At 39.4% G+C, this 15,537-nt stretch carries 20 protein-coding genes; 2 read left to right on the forward strand and 18 right to left on the reverse strand.

The window, feature by feature from the left end; translation table 11 throughout:
• Window positions 1-113: 113 nt before the first annotated feature.
• From ACQKKO_RS09790 to ACQKKO_RS09870, 17 genes are all read right to left on the reverse strand, one after another.
• The gene (locus tag ACQKKO_RS09790; RefSeq protein WP_498646663.1) at window positions 114-344 is read right to left on the reverse strand and encodes a hypothetical protein; all 231 of its coding nucleotides are present in this window, start codon (window positions 342-344) and stop codon (window positions 114-116) included.
• A complete protein-coding gene (locus tag ACQKKO_RS09795) occupies window positions 325-840 on the reverse strand; it encodes an RNA polymerase sigma factor (protein ID WP_498646918.1) in 516 nt (171 codons plus the stop codon). Before ACQKKO_RS09795 ends, ACQKKO_RS09790 begins: the two co-directional genes overlap by 20 nt.
• A 25-nt stretch (window positions 841-865) precedes the next feature.
• Window positions 866-1,237 (reverse strand): hypothetical protein, encoded by a 372-nt coding sequence (locus tag ACQKKO_RS09800; RefSeq protein ID WP_498646665.1) that lies wholly within the window; start codon window positions 1,235-1,237, stop codon window positions 866-868.
• 119 nt (window positions 1,238-1,356) lie between these two features.
• Window positions 1,357-1,998: a bifunctional 4-hydroxy-2-oxoglutarate aldolase/2-dehydro-3-deoxy-phosphogluconate aldolase gene (locus ACQKKO_RS09805; protein WP_498646667.1), complete on the reverse strand. Its 642-nt coding sequence runs from the start codon at window positions 1,996-1,998 to the stop codon at window positions 1,357-1,359.
• Window positions 1,995-2,972, reverse strand: coding sequence for a sugar kinase (locus ACQKKO_RS09810; protein ID WP_498646669.1), 978 nt, complete (start codon window positions 2,970-2,972; stop codon window positions 1,995-1,997). Before ACQKKO_RS09810 ends, ACQKKO_RS09805 begins: the two co-directional genes overlap by 4 nt.
• A 15-nt stretch (window positions 2,973-2,987) precedes the next feature.
• Window positions 2,988-3,836: an SDR family oxidoreductase gene (locus ACQKKO_RS09815; protein ID WP_498646671.1), complete on the reverse strand. Its 849-nt coding sequence runs from the start codon at window positions 3,834-3,836 to the stop codon at window positions 2,988-2,990.
• Window positions 3,820-4,908, reverse strand: coding sequence for a mannonate dehydratase (gene uxuA / locus ACQKKO_RS09820; protein ID WP_498646673.1), 1,089 nt, complete (start codon window positions 4,906-4,908; stop codon window positions 3,820-3,822). The genes ACQKKO_RS09815 and uxuA overlap by 17 nt, the downstream gene beginning before the upstream one ends.
• Window positions 4,909-4,930: 22 nt before the next feature.
• Window positions 4,931-5,947, reverse strand: a complete 1,017-nt coding sequence (locus tag ACQKKO_RS09825) for a zinc-binding alcohol dehydrogenase family protein (protein WP_498646675.1) — start codon at window positions 5,945-5,947, stop codon at window positions 4,931-4,933.
• A 13-nt stretch (window positions 5,948-5,960) separates the two neighbouring features.
• The gene (locus tag ACQKKO_RS09830) at window positions 5,961-7,235 is read right to left on the reverse strand and encodes a TRAP transporter large permease (protein ID WP_498646676.1); all 1,275 of its coding nucleotides are present in this window, start codon (window positions 7,233-7,235) and stop codon (window positions 5,961-5,963) included.
• On the reverse strand, window positions 7,232-7,711 hold the full coding sequence (locus tag ACQKKO_RS09835) for a TRAP transporter small permease (RefSeq protein ID WP_498646678.1): 480 nt from the start codon (window positions 7,709-7,711) through the stop codon (window positions 7,232-7,234). Before ACQKKO_RS09835 ends, ACQKKO_RS09830 begins: the two co-directional genes overlap by 4 nt.
• Entirely contained in the window at window positions 7,711-8,712 is a 1,002-nt protein-coding gene (locus ACQKKO_RS09840; protein WP_498646680.1) for a TRAP transporter substrate-binding protein, read from the reverse strand. Before ACQKKO_RS09840 ends, ACQKKO_RS09835 begins: the two co-directional genes overlap by 1 nt.
• A gap of 53 nt (window positions 8,713-8,765) precedes the next feature.
• Window positions 8,766-9,449 carry a GntR family transcriptional regulator gene (locus tag ACQKKO_RS09845; RefSeq protein WP_498646682.1) on the reverse strand — a complete coding sequence of 228 codons (684 nt, stop codon included), beginning with the start codon at window positions 9,447-9,449 and terminating at the stop codon, window positions 8,766-8,768.
• A 114-nt stretch (window positions 9,450-9,563) separates the two neighbouring features.
• Window positions 9,564-10,151: a copper resistance CopC family protein gene (locus ACQKKO_RS09850; protein WP_498646684.1), complete on the reverse strand. Its 588-nt coding sequence runs from the start codon at window positions 10,149-10,151 to the stop codon at window positions 9,564-9,566.
• 106 nt (window positions 10,152-10,257) lie between these two features.
• Complete coding sequence (locus ACQKKO_RS09855) at window positions 10,258-11,646, reverse strand: sensor histidine kinase (protein ID WP_498646686.1); 1,389 nt, start codon at window positions 11,644-11,646, stop codon at window positions 10,258-10,260.
• Window positions 11,643-12,323, reverse strand: a complete 681-nt coding sequence (locus tag ACQKKO_RS09860; protein WP_498646688.1) for a response regulator transcription factor — start codon at window positions 12,321-12,323, stop codon at window positions 11,643-11,645. Before ACQKKO_RS09860 ends, ACQKKO_RS09855 begins: the two co-directional genes overlap by 4 nt.
• Complete coding sequence (locus ACQKKO_RS09865; protein ID WP_498646690.1) at window positions 12,323-13,300, reverse strand: YncE family protein; 978 nt, start codon at window positions 13,298-13,300, stop codon at window positions 12,323-12,325. The genes ACQKKO_RS09860 and ACQKKO_RS09865 overlap by 1 nt, the downstream gene beginning before the upstream one ends.
• A 132-nt stretch (window positions 13,301-13,432) precedes the next feature.
• A complete protein-coding gene (locus ACQKKO_RS09870; RefSeq protein WP_498646692.1) occupies window positions 13,433-14,071 on the reverse strand; it encodes a DUF3885 domain-containing protein in 639 nt (212 codons plus the stop codon).
• Window positions 14,072-14,169: 98 nt separating this feature from the next.
• Here ACQKKO_RS09870 and ACQKKO_RS09875 point away from each other — a divergent pair, with 98 nt between their 5' ends.
• Together ACQKKO_RS09875 and ACQKKO_RS09880 are read left to right on the forward strand one after the other, a co-directional pair.
• Window positions 14,170-14,547: a hypothetical protein gene (locus ACQKKO_RS09875; RefSeq protein WP_498646694.1), complete on the forward strand. Its 378-nt coding sequence runs from the start codon at window positions 14,170-14,172 to the stop codon at window positions 14,545-14,547.
• A gap of 40 nt (window positions 14,548-14,587) precedes the next feature.
• On the forward strand, window positions 14,588-14,854 hold the full coding sequence (locus ACQKKO_RS09880; protein ID WP_498646696.1) for a hypothetical protein: 267 nt from the start codon (window positions 14,588-14,590) through the stop codon (window positions 14,852-14,854).
• A 50-nt stretch (window positions 14,855-14,904) separates the two neighbouring features.
• On the opposite strand, the gene ACQKKO_RS09885 is transcribed toward ACQKKO_RS09880, so the two are convergent.
• Entirely contained in the window at window positions 14,905-15,144 is a 240-nt protein-coding gene (locus tag ACQKKO_RS09885) for a hypothetical protein (RefSeq protein WP_498646698.1), read from the reverse strand.
• Between the last annotated feature and the right edge of the window lie 393 nt (window positions 15,145-15,537).

The following is a 15,537-nucleotide window of genomic DNA, read 5'->3' on the forward strand; positions in this document are numbered from 1 at the left end:
TGCAACAAACACGATGAGAAACCTAAGCATTGTGAAAAACGCGATTTCTGTGGCGACTCATGTGAGTGTAGAAAGAAATAGCAATTAGAAGCTGTCCTCATTGGACAGCTTTTTTACGTAAGTAATAGGAGAAGAAAAAGCAACAAAGGCAAGAGGAATACCGAAGAACTTATAACAGCGATACCATTAGAATGAGATACCAAAAAAAGTTGTGGATCTTTGGTTGGGGAGACTAAGTATCTTACAAACCGGTCCCAATTACTCGTTTTTAGTTGAATGTCTGGTTGATAGACATGATACTCATCTAACTTTGAATGAATCTCTTTAAAATCGTTCTGCTTCATAGTAATCTTCCTCCAATCTTTGCTTTAAATTTTTTATAGCCTTATGTAATCTAGATTTAACCGTACCTACAGGAATCATTAAGATAGTAGCAACCTCGTCTTGTTTTAAATCATGATAATAGACAAGTAGGATGACCGCTCTCTGCAACTCTGGTAATGTATCGATTGCTGCCTGAATTGTTAACCGATCTGCGATTGATACTTCTTGTCTCTCTACAGGAACAAGAAACGGCAAAATATAGTTCCATTTTTTTCTTCGATTTAGTTTCGTGATCATAAGTCGATATGCAATTTGAAACAGATAGGCTTTTAATTGTCCTTTAGTGTGATCAAATTGTCTTTTTTTCGTTTGTAATGCGACGAATGTATCTTGAACTAAATCTATACTTAACTGTTCATCTCTAGAATATCTATACAAAAAACGGTAGATTGAGTTACGGTATCGCTCAAAAATGCGTTCAAGAGCCCGTTCATCACCGTTTTGATATGCAGTCATTAATTCGTTGTCTTCATACATAGGCCTACCCTTCCAAACGACATTGAATAGATTTGATTGTTTTAGAAATGCGCAATGATAAGTTAAAGATCGAGGCAAAGACAAATCCTACAGATTGACACGCCAAAAATTGTACAACCGGACTCTCAATCGTGAGTCCCCCCATCACAAGAAAACTAAGTCCAAATACACAAATAGATGTATATATTCCAAGAATTACGTTTATTGAATCAAGAACATTCCAATGAAGGTAGATAGTCGTCTCCTTATAATCAACTTCATGATTCCATTTTCGTTTGATATACTTTTTTTCGATCGTTCGATTGGCTTTGATCATTATACCCATAATGATCATTAAGATGATTCCTGATAGAACGTAGCCCCATGGAAATTGCATATCTGACCAACTCCTTTTTTCAGCTTATACTTGATATACAATTGGGTGGAGAAAATAGTTCATTTTTTTCACAAAAAAATCTCTTATCCACATAAAGTAGATAAGAGATTCAAATGTTATTAGTTTCCTGCTAAACTTTTCTTCGCCTGTCCGACAAATGCAGCGGCGTGCTGCTCTAGTCCTGACCAGTCCCCAGCTTCAATTAAGTCTTTGCGTAGAAGTGGTCCACCGGCACCAACTGCTGATGCACCGGCTTTAATAAATCCATCAATGGTTTCTAAGTCCACTCCACCCGTTGGCATGATTTTAATGTGGGATAGAGGTCCTTTCACCGCTTTGATGAATGCAGGTCCCAGTACGTCTGCAGGGAAGGCTTTTACCATATCGGCTCCCCATTCGATCGCCTGTTGTGCTTCTGTTGGTGTAAAGATGCCTGGAATCATAATCTTTCCATGGCGTTTAGCTGCGAGAATGGTTGGTTCGTTTAAGATCGGAGCAAAGATAAATTCAGCACCTGCCTGGATCGCAGCAACAGCTTGCTCCGCATCGAGTACGGTTCCCGCTCCAATCACTACCTCATCCCCAAACTGAGTTCGAAGTTCTGCTATGGCCCCTAGCGCGTCTTCTGAATCCATTGTGACTTCGAGACCAGACACGCCACCGTTAACAAGTGCCTTTGCTAGTGGAATAATGTGTTCTCTAGGTTGTTTCCGGATAACGGCTACTACACCTGAACTAATTAACGTTTCAAATCTACTCATCGTAATACGCCTCCTGCATTGCCTTCTTTTTGTTCAATGTAATCAAGTACTTCATCACGTGTTGGTAAACCTTCGATATCACCTGGTGAGCTGACAACAAGCGCCCCGACTGCAGCTGCAAACTGAACGGCGTCACCTAGACTTTTCTTATCGAGCAGTCCTGATAGGACACCTGCCGCAAATCCATCGCCTGCTCCAATGGCATCAACGATTTGTTTGACTTTAAAGCTTGGAATTCGTCCTGATTCTCCGCCTGCTTCTGCATAGAAGGAGTACTCTCCACCATTTTTAATAACCACTTGCTTTACGCCAGATTCGAATAACAGATTAGCCACTTCTTGTTCGTCAGATGACCCAAATAGCCATTCAGCTTCATCCAGCCCCGGCATGACAAGGTCTGCTTTCTCTGCTAATTGTCGAATCACTTGACGAGCACCATCTTCACCAAGCTCACCCATTAACGTAAAGCGAAGATTCGGATCAAAGGAAACGTATACATTATTCTCTTTAGCAATCTCAATCGCTTTGAACATCGCCTGACGACACGACTCGCTTAATAGAGCAGTGATGCCAGTTAAATGAAGAATACGAGCCTGTGAAATCTGTTCCGCATCTAGATCATTCTCATTAAAGAAACTGGCCGCTGAACCAGCGCGGTAATAAACCACACGCTGGTCCCCCGGTCTACGCATCTCTTTTAAGTACATGCCAGTTGGTGCACTTGGGTAGGTCTTCACAAAATCTGTGTTAACGCCTTCTCCTCTTATCTTTTGGATCAGGAATTCACCAAATTCATCTTTTCCGACCTTGCTCATCCATAGTGACTGGTGTCCTAGCTTAGACAATCCAATTGACACATTTGATTCTGCTCCGCCATATCGCTTTGTGAATGATTCCACGTAACGAAGAGGACCACTACTGCCTGCTTCTAGTAAAACCATTGTTTCTCCAAACGTTATAACGTCTGCACCCATTCGTCTCTCTCCCTTCTAAACACCTGAATACGACATAAATCCTCCATCAACTGGTACAATGATCCCTGTTACAAACCTTGAGTACTCTGAATCGGCAAGCCATAAAAGAGTACCTAATAAATCTTCAGGTTTACCAAAACGGCCAGCTGGTGTGTGGGAAATGATCTTCTCAGCACGTTCTGTTAAACTTCCGTCTGAATTAGTTAAGAGATTCCGATTTTGATCTGTTAGGAAAAAGCCAGGAGCAATCGCATTTACACGAATGCCTGCGCTTGCAAAATGAACGGCTAACCATTGGGTAAAGTTATCAATTCCTGCTTTTGCTGCGCTATATGCAGGTACTTTTGTCATCGGTGATGGAGCACTCATCGATGAAATATTAATAATGGTTGTTCCCTCTTGGTCGATCATCTGTTTTGCAAAGACTTGAGTCGGTAGAACGGTTCCAAGTAAGTTTAATTTAAATACGTGATCAAAGCCCATCATAGTCATGTCAAAAAAGCTTTTAATCTCTGGATCCGATATGTCTGATTCAGAGAATGTCTCCTTCGATGTAATAGCGTCAGGGTGATTTCCTCCCGCTCCATTTATTAACACATGACATGGTCCAAGCTTCGATAAGATTTCTTCACTCGCTTGTTGAACACTTTCCTCATTCAATACGTCGCAGGATACAGCTAATGCCATTCCACCTGAATGCGCGATTTCCTCTTCAAGTGCTTTCCCTTTTTCTTTTGAACGATTTAAGATAGCGACTTTCATCCCTTGTCTAGCAAGTTCTTTTGCCATTTGGCTGCATAAGACACCGCTTCCACCAGTGATGACTGCTACTTTTCCAGCTAACGAATTATGAGTTGATAGCATCTGAGTTGCCCCCTTTTTTTACATTCTCATATGCGTCCCATAATCCCCACAAATGCATTATACCAAGAGCACGATCATACAAGCCATAGCCAGGACGACATTCTTCATTCCAAATATGTCTTCCGTGGTCAGGGCGTGCATATCCTGTGAACCCATTTTCATGATAAGCCTTTACGACATCAGCGATATCAACCGATCCATCTTGCGTACGATGAGAGGATTCAATAAAATCTCCGTTCTCATAAATCTTTACGTTACGGATATGGGCAAATGGTATGCGGTCGTGGAAACGGCGGATGATTTTAGGAATATCATTTGCTGGGTTTGCTCCAAGTGATCCACTGCATAACGTAATATTATGAGACGGACTATCAGATAACGAAAGAAGTCTCTCTACATTCTCCTCACTTGTGATAATGCGTGGTAATCCAAACACAGACCATGGTGGATCATCCGGGTGAATCGCCATTTTAATATCATGCTGCTCACAAATCGGTAGAATCTGTTCTAAGAAGTACTGCAAGTTATCCCATAATTGATCCTCAGACATCCCTTTGTACGCTTCAAACGACTTTTCAATTCCAGCTAATCTCTCTGGTTCCCAGCCTGGCATCGTGAAGCTTGAGCTTGTTGTTTGCTTAATTAAATCTTGTGGATTCATAGAATCTACTTTAGCTTTTTCATAGAATAAAGCCGTTGATCCATCCTCCATCTCTTTAAAGAGATCCGTTCTTGTCCAGTCGAAAATCGGCATAAAGTTATAGCAGATGACTTTCACATCAAACATTGCTAAATTTTTAATCGTTTCTTTATAATTCTCAATGTATTGATCTCTTGAAGGAAGTCCTAGTTTAATGTCTTCATGGACATTTACGCTTTCTACAACGTCTAGATGAAATCCATATTTATCTGCTTGATCCTTAATTTCTTGGATTTTCTTTACTGGCCATACAACACCTGCAGGCAAATCATGTAATGCCCAGACAAGTCCTTCAACTCCAGGGATTTGTTTAATTTGCTCAAGTGTAACAGAATCGTTACCTTCTCCATACCATCTAAATGTCATTCTCATGATGATTCACCCTTTCTTAGAATTAAAAAGTAAGTACGATTTTTCGGATTTGATCAGGTTCTTTTTCCAGAGTATCAAAAGCCTTCTGCACATCGGTCATCTCATATCTATGAGAAATCATTTCTTCTGGCTTTAATACTCCTTCGTTGACCAATTGCACCATGTCCTTAAACTTATTCGCTTGCAGCCTAGACCCAACAATTGTTAATTCCTTTTTCGTTATAAATAATGAAGCAATTGGTGACGGTTTCTCATTAAAACCAAGAGCTACAACCGTTCCTGCAACCGATGTAAGGGTTACCGCTTGAGCAAAGGTTTCAGCTGTACCTACTGCATCAATGACAACGTTGATCAATTCACCATTCGTTTCCTTATTAATTACTTCGTGGACGTCAACTGTCCCAGCATTAAGTAGAACATCTGCTCCGATCTCTTTTGCGTAATCTAATCTCGATTGATTAAAATCTGAAATAAAGACTTTAGCTCCTTTTTGCTTAGCTAGAATTAAACAGCTTAATCCTGTAGGTCCGGCACCCATAATAAAGACGGTGTCACCAGCTTCAACTCCACCACGGGAGGTTGCCTGAGCGCCTATGGTTAACGGTTCAACCAGTGCAGCAGCTTCATAAGAGATCGATTTGTTTAGTTTGTGCCATTTAGACGCAGGAGCTACCATCCATTCTCGCATACCGCCATCTTGATGAACACCAAACACTTCTAATTTCTCACAAACATTCTGACGGCCTTTTCGGCACGCATAACATTCGCCACAATAAGAGATCGGTTCTAACGCAACCGTGTCCCCAACTGCTAGATCTTGTACATCATCGCCAACCTCTTCAACGACACCTGCTACTTCGTGACCAATGACTCGAGGATACACCGTGAATGGATTACTGCCATGGTAGATATGCATGTCTGAACCACAAATACCTGCAGCTTTTATTTTTACTAATACATCTGTTTTTTCTATAAGCTCGGGTTTATGAACTGTTTCTATCAGCAAATCCCCTGGTTCTTTTACGGTTATGGCTTGCATTTACAACATCTCCTTACTCAAATAAACTTGGTAAAAATAGTGATAATGACGGAATGTAGCTCACTAACAAAATAACAATGAATGCTACAGCAAAGAATGGCATGAGCTCTTTCACTGTTTTTCCAATCGGAACTTTCGCAAATCCTGAGGCAACAAATAAACATACGCCAACAGGTGGTGTTGATAATCCAACCATTAAGCACAATACCATTAATACTCCAAAGTGAACTGGATCCATGCCTATACTAACAGCTACTGGCAATAGAACAGGAAACAAAATCACGAGTGCTGCAATGGTTTCCATAAACATTCCAATCGTTAGAAGCAAAATAACGATGAGAAGAATAACGAAAAATGGATTTTCAGTTATCGATAAAATGCCATCCGCAATTAAAATTGGAACACCTTCACTTACCAAAATCCATCCAAATAAATTTGCAAATCCAACTAACAGCAAGATAGATGCTGTTGAGCTCAGCGTGTTTGTAAGTAATGCAGGAATATCTTTTAGCTTTAGCTCTCTATATACAAAACCACCAATTATGAAAGCATAGATCACACAGACAACGGCAGCTTCCGTAGGTGTGAAGTAACCACCCAAAATTCCCCAAAGGATAATCACAACCATAATTAAAGCCCAAAATGCACCTAAGAATGATTTACCTACCACAGACAATGGTTGACGTTCTCCTTTTGGATAACCCCTTTTCACAGAAATAATGTAAGTCACAATTAGAAATCCTATAGCAAGCAAAATCCCTGGAATGGCACCTGCTAGAAAGAGATCCCCAATGGAGACGCTTGCAAGGGTTCCAATAATAATCATCGGTAACGAAGGTGGAAGCATTGGACCTACTGTTGATGAGATCGATGTAACGGCAGCCGAGAATCCTGGTCCATATCCTTGCTTTTTCATGGCTGGAATCATAACAGACCCGATACTCGCTGTATCTGACAAAGCAGTACCCGAGATGCCTGCAAAACCAAGTGAAGACGCCACATTTGTAAGAGCCAATCCACCTCTTATATGTCCAACGACTGCATTTGCAAAATTGATAATTCGTTCGGTAATTCCACCCGCATTCATTAGATTACCAGCTAGAATAAAAGCCGGAATGGCTAGTAGAACAAATGAGTTAATGCCAGAAAACATGGTTTGCGGAATAATCGTTAATGGAATACCAGCTAATAAAAGATATAATAGCGAAGCAAGCCCTAAACTAAATGCAATTGGTATGCCTATCATGATAAATACTAAGAAAGATCCGACTAAAAGAATCGACATCATGGTTGTTCACCTTCTGACTTTGGTAAAGTAATTTGATCAATAATAAATAGAATAGAGTACAGAACAATCAAGAAAGCAAGAATCGGCACAGAAATGTAAACATAACTCATCTGAAAGCCAATAGTTGGCGACGAAAACTCGGTTCCTAATTGAAAGAATCGAATCCCAGTCACAAATAAAACGATTCCAAACACACCGACAATTGCATATGTCACACATTCATAAATTCTTCTTATATGCGCAGGTAAGATTGTTAAAAGCATATCTACTTTAATGAATTCATTCTTTCTAATGGCAAGTGGAGCAGCAACCGTAATGGAATAAACAAACAAGTACCTTGAAAGCTCTTCCGTCCAAATCGCACTGTAAGGAAGATAACGACTCATAATTTGAATGACCACAACAAGGAGCAAACTACTGAATAAGATGATCGTTAAGTAGTTTAATAGTTGATCTAACTTAGCAGCTTTTTTCATTAACGATCCACCTCTATTCCTGATCCTTTTTCAACCATTTCTAAATATAGTTCGTATTGCTCATCCCCAAGATTTTCTTCTAAAGCCGGTAACATGGCTTCACGAAACGCTTGTTGGTCAACATCCTCATTAAAGGTCATCCCACGCTCCTTTAATAAGTCTGAAAGAGCTTCTTGTTCAGCCTCTTGAAGATCTCTTGCGTATTCTTGTGCTTCTAATGCTGCTTCTTCCACAGCTAGACGTTGATCCTCAGGTAAACTCTCAAGCTGCTCATTTCCAACGACTACATAAATCCAAGATCGCACATGCTCTGTCAGATTCAAATAGTCCTGCACCTCATAAAATCCATTACTGTAAATTAAATCATTCGGATTCTCTTGTCCTGCAATGACACCCTGTTGAAGTCCGGTAAACACCTCACTCAAGTTAATGACTTGAGGCTTAGCGCCTGCAGCGGACCATGTATCAAGAAACAACGGCACATTTGGTACCCTCATGCTAAACCCTCTTAAGTCTTCCGGTGTTGAGATTGGAGAGTTTGACGTCAGGTTTCGCGGAGCACGTTCCATGTAGAATAAAGGAGTTAGCCCAACATCCTCTTTGATATCGTTTTCAATTGTTTGACCAATGTCTCCTTCGATCACATTCCTCATATGCTCTTCATCTTCAAACGCGTATGGAACCGCTAACAATATTGCGTTTGGTGTCCAAACCTCAAGTGTTTCTCCGGTAATTGTTAAGTCCGTTGCCCCAAACTTAATACTGTTGATACTATCAACTTCATTGCCTAACTGACTATTAGGAAACACCTCAATCTGAACTTTACCATCTGTTTTTTCTTCTACCCGCTCTGAAAACTCAAGAGCCGTCTTATGCCATAAATGACTTGCATCTGAAACATGTGTCATCTTCCAATGGGTCACATCATTCTCACTTACGGCTTGCTGTGAACATCCTGCTAATAAAAGAAAAGACGTCAAGATCATACATTTCTTAAACATGGCGAACACTCCTTGCTACGTATGCGTTTACATTTGATGTTCAAATAGACAAGCTATTTGAAGTAAATCGGAAATTGCTCCTTTAAAGCGATTTGGTCAACTGTGATAAGTGAAAGATGTTCTTTCATGACTTTTTCAGCTTGATTTGCATCTTTATTAACGATGGCATTTAAAATGTTTTGATGATGCTTGTATATGGCTTCCCAGTTAAGATTGGAAGATAAGCTAAGCATACGCAATCGATCAAAATGAACATTCATATGTTGAATCATTTCAGCTACCTTCACTTTTCCACAGCTTAAGGCAATCAATCGATGAAATTCACCGTCCAGTTGGAATAAATCATCGTACTTCTGGTTCTTCATCATTTGCTCTTGAAGAATTAGATTGGTTTCCATTTTTTGTTGATCGTCGTCTGAGAACGTAGAACAGGCTAAGCGCACAATTCCTACTTCAAGCTGCTCCCTAATAAACCGGGCGTCTTCCACTTGATCTAAGTCAATCAATGTAATAAACGATCCTCGTTGTGGTCTAACTTCTAATAATTGATCATGAGCTAACTGTAAGAACGCTTCTCTGACTGGAGTCCGACTAACATTTAGTTCAGCTGCAATTTCTTTTTCGGAGATCGCAACACCAGGCTTTAAATTTAACGTTGTAATGCTCTGACGTAATGTTTCGTAAACAAATACTCTTGATGAACTTGAAGATGATAGGCGATTCACAGATGAATTCAACGAGCGTTCCTCCTTTACGATTTCTATACTACCATACTACCATACAAGTATGGTAGTGTTAATTTCAAAAAAATAAACAGGCTTTCCATTACGGAAAGCCTGCCTATTAAACCATTATCGTTTTCTTCTAAAGCCAGCGAGTGCTCCTAGAATGACCCCAACTACAAGTACGCCACCCACAATCCAGATGATCGAATTGCTGCTCTCTTCTGTTTCTTCTTCCTGCTGCTCATCCGCTACATTTGTATCTTGTTCTTCGGTTTCAGCTGATTCATCAGTCTCAGCTACCTCTTCTTCAGCCGTAGCTTCGTCTTCTGTTTCTTCTTCAGCAACAGCTTCTTCTGCATTTACGCTAAAAGTAAACTCTCCTTCAATTGGATGTGTATCTGAGCTCAAGACATTATATGTTACTCGATAATCGCCATTTGCAAGAGGTTCAGCTAGCTCTATTTCAATGTTTGGACTATCTATATTTACGGCAGCAGTCTCCATTTCTTCTCCATCTACTGTGAACACTTGAACAGTACTCGCTTGCTCAATGCCCCCATCAAATGATAACTCAATTGTTTCCACAGCTTCCTCAACCGTTTGTCCTTCTTCTGGTACCGAGGAATCCATGTGGGAGTGAGCATATGTAACATTTGGTGTAACTCCGATTAATAAACCAACTACTAATGCGAGACTAACGACTTTCTTTTTCATTTAAACCTCTCCTACTTAATAAATCATTATTTTGTTCCATTGAATCGTACTAGATAAAAGTGAAATTGTCGTGAAGTTTTGATATGACATAAATTGTTCACTAATTCTAATGTATCCCTTTTAACTGGATGCTTGCAATCGTACCCTCATTCTCAATCGATTCCAATGAAAAAGTACCCCCATGCTTCGCAATGATCTGTGAGACGATTGAAAGCCCAAGTCCCGTCCCACCATCCTTACGCTCCCTGGCCTTTTTCACACGATAAAATCGTTGCTTCACAGCATCAATCTCTTTACTCGGAATACCGATGCCTTCATCGCGAACGAGTAAGGTAACATCCTCTCCTTGTTGATCAAGCCTTACCTCGACTTGTTTGCCTTCTGGTGTATACGTAAGGGCGTTATCTAAGAGATTCCTAACAACCTGCTCAAGTCGATCAGCATCGCCATACACAATACACTCATCATTTAAGTGACGCCGTAGTTTAATGTTCTTTTTATTTGCCACAAGAATAAATTGATCAATGACTTCATCAACAAGCTCAGCGAGTGCAATCGGCTCCGAACGAATTTCATATTGTTCTCCTTCAAGCTGGGCAAGATCTAGTAAATCGTTCACCAAACGATCTAATCGATTGGCTTCCTTTTGAATAATGCCTAGACCCTTTTCCTTTGAGATTACGCCTTCTTCAACACCTTCAGCATAGCCTTTCATATAACTTAAAGGGGTACGTAGCTCGTGCGCAACATTAGCCAAAAATTCGTTGCGATTCTGTTCCACTTCATCAAGTGAGTTGGCCAGACGGTTAAACGAGTCAGCTAATTGACTCATTTCATCGTGTCGTTTTGGAAGAGTAATGGTTTGTTTAAAATCCCCTTGCTCCATCTTTGTAGCAACATCATTCATTGAAATCAACGGATTCACAACGTCACGAATCATTTTTGATCCTAAAAATAAGATCAGGACAACGAGTGTAAGGATAACTATGATTAATAACCATTGTACCTCTTGAAAAGGCTCATGGATCGTTGACAATGGCTGCGAAAGAAATACAGCACCAGCCAAGTTAGCTCCTTCAAACAGCGGAATGACAACTCCCACAATTTCCTGATTAAATCTTGGATGAGCACGTTGCATAATCACAGTTTCGCCATTTAATAGGAGTTGTCGCTCTTCAAATGTAATTAAATTGTACTCAGAGTTTGGATCAAGCGGATCTCCACTAGCCAAAAGCATTGGATCATCCGTGAATAATACATCAGCCTCCATACTTTGATTGGCCCAGTCGATTCGTTCCAAAAAGTACTCGTCACTTCCGCGTTCCGAGTAGACTGTTGTTAGCTTCTCACCCTGCATGGTTAACGTATTAATCTGTTTATCTACGTATAGTTCATTGTATAAAAAGTAAATTAAAGATGTTGTAGCTGCCACAACAATGAAAATAACGGCAGCAATCGTCACCCAAACTTTTCGCTTAATAGACCAATGATTCATGATGGTTCCTCAAATTTATATCCTACGCCCCAGACTGTCTGGATAAAGCGGCCGGCTGATTTTAACTTCAAACGCAACGTCTTTATGTGAGTATCTACGGTTCGTGCGGTTTTGTTATGGTCCGCATCCCAAAGCCTCATTAACAGATGATCACGCGTAAAGACCTTGCCTCTTGATTCGTATAAGAAAACGAGAAGATCATATTCCTTTTTTGTCAACGTGATTGGTTCATCCTCAACAAAGACCTTGCGACCACTCTTTTCTATTAAGAGTTCACTGATTTGGATTCGCTGTTCATCAGGTTGCCCCACTTTCATCCGTCTTAAAACAGCCTCTACTCTAGCCATCAACTCTCTCGGACTAAAGGGCTTAACCACGTAATCATCTGCGCCCAATTTTAACCCGCGAATGCGATCCTCTTCACTACTTTTAGCTGTTAGCATTACTACGGGAATACTGGATGTCGCTCTGATTCGCTTACATAATTCAAACCCGTCCATTCCCTCCATCATAATATCTAGAATAACGAGATCAATGGATTCTGTCTCAAGAAGATGAAGCGCCTCATACCCATCACTTGCCATAAGCACTTCGTAAGATTCATTAACTAAATACGTGGCGACAAGCTGCAGAAGATCCTTTTCATCATCAACCACTAAAACTCGTGTTTGTTGCATTATGAATCTACCTCCGATAACAGAAAATACGGCCCCTCGGCAACAAGCACAGTCTTCATTAATGTTAAATCATTCGCATCTATAATTGAAATGCTATCACTATCAAAATTAGCAACATAGAGCGTGTTCCCAACCCGTTTCACATCATTTGGGTTCTGACCCACTTCTACTTTACCCACAACCTCTTGCGTTTCTGTATTGATTTTGTATAACGAGTGGTCGCCATGACATAAAACAAAAAGCTCGTTTGGTTGCTCGCCGTCTGTGATCGCTATCGGCATGAGCCCTACCTCAACCTCCGCTGTTTGTTCACCAGTCATTGGATCATACACATATACATTTCGATTCAATTCACCATTCGAACCGTGTCCACCCAGCCAAACATCTTTTGTGCTTTTATACATGCCTGCTGGACTCGAATTTACAGAAAAATGAGATTCAATCTGATCCGTAATGGGATTATAAATAATGACCTCATCTTCTTCCGTTGTTAACACATAGAGGAGCCCGTTTTCTCCTAGCTTTAGCTCTTTAGGAGCAGAATCCAGATGAAGAGTGGATTTCTTACTTTCCGCCTTTACATCAACGACATCGATGCGATTCTCCTTAAGGTTTGAAATATACAGGATGTCTGATGAAGAGTCATACGCAAGTTTACTCATGCCTGCGTCAAGCTCCATAAATGTTTGTGCCTTGCCCGACTTCAGGTCCAGCTCTTGAATTCGAGTGTCACTCGAGTTAATCCCAACAAATGATTGGTCTGAAAGCTTGATTAGATCCGTTAGAACATAAGGCAGTTCCGTTGAACCAATCTCTTTATTTTGCTCAGTATTTAAAAAAGAAAGGGTTGCTTCCTTCGCGTGTGTAATATACATAACAGGATTCTCTGAATCAGGTACGTCAATGGCTTGATCGTTACAGCCTGCAAATAGAAGTACGCTGAAGATTATTGATAAACCGAACCACTTACGTTTCACATGGCACCTCCAAACTCACGTACATTGTACATAGTAGTATACCAAATGGTTCTACCATCTATTTGTGAAGTTCGAGTGAATTCATAAAAAAAGAGCACCCTTTTAGGCACTCGATCCGTAGATTAGATAAAGTTATACACCATTAAAAACTTCGTCAATTTCTTCTCGGTCATAATCTAAAATCCAGTCATTAAATCTTTTGTATATGTCCTTGATATCTAGGGCAGATGCTGCAATTAGATCACAGCCTCGATCGTCATATACGTGAAAGATGGTCTTGGTTCTTTGGTTAATAAAATATACATTATTTATCTGCTTTGGTGTTAGCCCAAAATCTTGGTTACAAATCGCTTTTAACAGGTTCACATGATGAAATTCTCTAGCTTTACATGATAACGAAAAACGATGTGTCTCTATATGATAGTCTTCCTCTTCTGGATAAAGAGAAAGAACCTCATGCTTTAACGAGTACAAGAGACTTTTATCTACATATCGATAAAAATGCTTTAATCTTCTTTTTAAATGATTAAAGCCGAACACATTATCTACATCAATGACAACAATGATGTCATCATCTTTTTGATGTAACGATTCAAAAAGTGTAATGGCCCGTCTGTAACATCCTTGTATGTAAGGATTATGTGGAATGGTATAATCAACATCCATAGATACCCCAACCTCAAACCGAATGCCCACTGACCAATTGTAGAAAAGTGGTGGCTTGAGAGTTAGATCGGGGTAATGTGTATTCAGAAAGTTGTTAAGCTCCATTTTTCACCTCAAGGTTCTAATAACGATATAGGATAATCATACCATTTTATTCAGTTAAATTGAGCATTTAGTAACAAAAACAGAAGGGAGTCATTAAAATGAAAAAAGTAATCATTACACTACAAATCTGCTTTAATGCCACTTTTCTACTCTTTATTATCAAAGACTTTTTTCCAAGCCTGCCCTTACTGAACGTACTTACCACACCTATATTTGTTACTACTATTATTATCTTGGGTGTTCTAGAGGCAACGATTAGTAAATGGACAAAGATAAATACAAATAAAGAACACTTTTATATAAACATCATAGCATTGCTTTTGATCATTATTTTCTGTGTAAGCATGGCTCTTCAGGGCATTCAGTCACAGTCTGAATTCATATCTCCTGCGCTTCTAATTGTTCTACTCATTTCCATTGTACAAACATATAAAGAATGGAAGGAACTGAGAAGGCCGGTCACTGAACAGGTATAATATATAAGAGGAATAACATTAAAAATGAAAGAGGGTTAGAATGAAAAGATTATATCTAGCAATTTTATTGTTACTCACAAGCTTTATCTATGTTATCCATAAAGTGACACAAGAGAATCTGTATTTAAAGAAATTCTCGTTCCACGCAGAAAATCCAGTAAAGCTTGATTGGAATAGCATACGAATTGATACAGGTTTTATGGAAAATTCATCAGACTCTTACTATTTTATTTGGATGACTCCCATATATATTCTGATCTTTATAGCATTGGCTTTAACCCTATCAACTCTGTTTAAAAAGAAGTAATTGATAGGGTGATGTGTGAATTGAAAATCCTAAGCTTCTGAAATGATTAATTAATCAATCCAAGGAATATCGTGATAAATATCACCCAAATGTTGACCGTCTATCTTGCCTTTTTTAAACAAAGTCTTCGGATTATCGAAAGTTTGAGTATAAGCATCACTTACTCTCGTTAAATGGTGTTTGTTATCAGGAGTATTACTTATCCAATATTCATTTCCTTTATATTCAAAATTAAGTTCTTCACCAATATCTATTAGTTTTTGAAGATCTAAATATTGTTGATGAGTCATATTATTCATCTCCTGTTTGATAATGCGTTCATCTTCGATAGTGCAATGTGTTTCATTCAAGCAACTTACGAGATCAACAAGGTAAAGAACGTAGAAAGAATAGAAATGATAAAAGAAATTAGGAGCCAATGCTTTATGGTAGTTCCTGACTTTAATATTAAGTTAAGTACTCCACTCAAAATAAAAACCACAATAAAAATCATAACAAATACATACAAATACTCCATCGGGTTGCCCCTTTTCAGGTAGTGTTGACATAACGATTGTGAGTATATCTGGCTCAGCAATCAAGCTAGATACGATGAAACTGTCATAAATTCTTTCTTGATATAATAATTACAATTTACTATATTAACCATCTCATTTATTCTTATTATCATAGCTAATTTATAT

This window comes from Alkalihalobacillus sp. NPDC127517 (assembly GCF_050276055.1).
Lineage (GTDB): Bacteria > Bacillota > Bacilli > Bacillales > Bacillaceae_D > Alkalicoccobacillus.

Excerpts from the sequence above, each read along its gene's own strand:
- ACQKKO_RS09790 (WP_498646663.1), bottom strand. The coding sequence starts at position 344 with ATGAAGCAGAACGATTTTAAAGAGATTCATTCAAAGTTAGATGAGTAT.
- ACQKKO_RS09795 (WP_498646918.1), bottom strand. The coding sequence starts at position 840 with ATGACTGCATATCAAAACGGTGATGAACGGGCTCTTGAACGCATTTTT.
- ACQKKO_RS09800 (WP_498646665.1), bottom strand. The coding sequence starts at position 1,237 with ATGCAATTTCCATGGGGCTACGTTCTATCAGGAATCATCTTAATGATC.
- ACQKKO_RS09805 (WP_498646667.1), bottom strand. The coding sequence starts at position 1,998 with ATGAGTAGATTTGAAACGTTAATTAGTTCAGGTGTAGTAGCCGTTATC.
- ACQKKO_RS09810 (WP_498646669.1), bottom strand. The coding sequence starts at position 2,972 with ATGGGTGCAGACGTTATAACGTTTGGAGAAACAATGGTTTTACTAGAA.
- ACQKKO_RS09815 (WP_498646671.1), bottom strand. The coding sequence starts at position 3,836 with ATGCTATCAACTCATAATTCGTTAGCTGGAAAAGTAGCAGTCATCACT.
- uxuA (WP_498646673.1), bottom strand. The coding sequence starts at position 4,908 with ATGAGAATGACATTTAGATGGTATGGAGAAGGTAACGATTCTGTTACA.
- ACQKKO_RS09825 (WP_498646675.1), bottom strand. The coding sequence starts at position 5,947 with ATGCAAGCCATAACCGTAAAAGAACCAGGGGATTTGCTGATAGAAACA.
- ACQKKO_RS09830 (WP_498646676.1), bottom strand. The coding sequence starts at position 7,235 with ATGATGTCGATTCTTTTAGTCGGATCTTTCTTAGTATTTATCATGATA.
- ACQKKO_RS09835 (WP_498646678.1), bottom strand. The coding sequence starts at position 7,711 with ATGAAAAAAGCTGCTAAGTTAGATCAACTATTAAACTACTTAACGATC.
- ACQKKO_RS09840 (WP_498646680.1), bottom strand. The coding sequence starts at position 8,712 with ATGTTTAAGAAATGTATGATCTTGACGTCTTTTCTTTTATTAGCAGGA.
- ACQKKO_RS09850 (WP_498646684.1), bottom strand. The coding sequence starts at position 10,151 with ATGAAAAAGAAAGTCGTTAGTCTCGCATTAGTAGTTGGTTTATTAATC.
- ACQKKO_RS09855 (WP_498646686.1), bottom strand. The coding sequence starts at position 11,646 with ATGAATCATTGGTCTATTAAGCGAAAAGTTTGGGTGACGATTGCTGCC.
- ACQKKO_RS09860 (WP_498646688.1), bottom strand. The coding sequence starts at position 12,323 with ATGCAACAAACACGAGTTTTAGTGGTTGATGATGAAAAGGATCTTCTG.
- ACQKKO_RS09870 (WP_498646692.1), bottom strand. The coding sequence starts at position 14,071 with ATGGAGCTTAACAACTTTCTGAATACACATTACCCCGATCTAACTCTC.
- ACQKKO_RS09875 (WP_498646694.1), top strand. The coding sequence starts at position 14,170 with ATGAAAAAAGTAATCATTACACTACAAATCTGCTTTAATGCCACTTTT.
- ACQKKO_RS09880 (WP_498646696.1), top strand. The coding sequence starts at position 14,588 with ATGAAAAGATTATATCTAGCAATTTTATTGTTACTCACAAGCTTTATC.
- ACQKKO_RS09885 (WP_498646698.1), bottom strand. The coding sequence starts at position 15,144 with ATGACTCATCAACAATATTTAGATCTTCAAAAACTAATAGATATTGGT.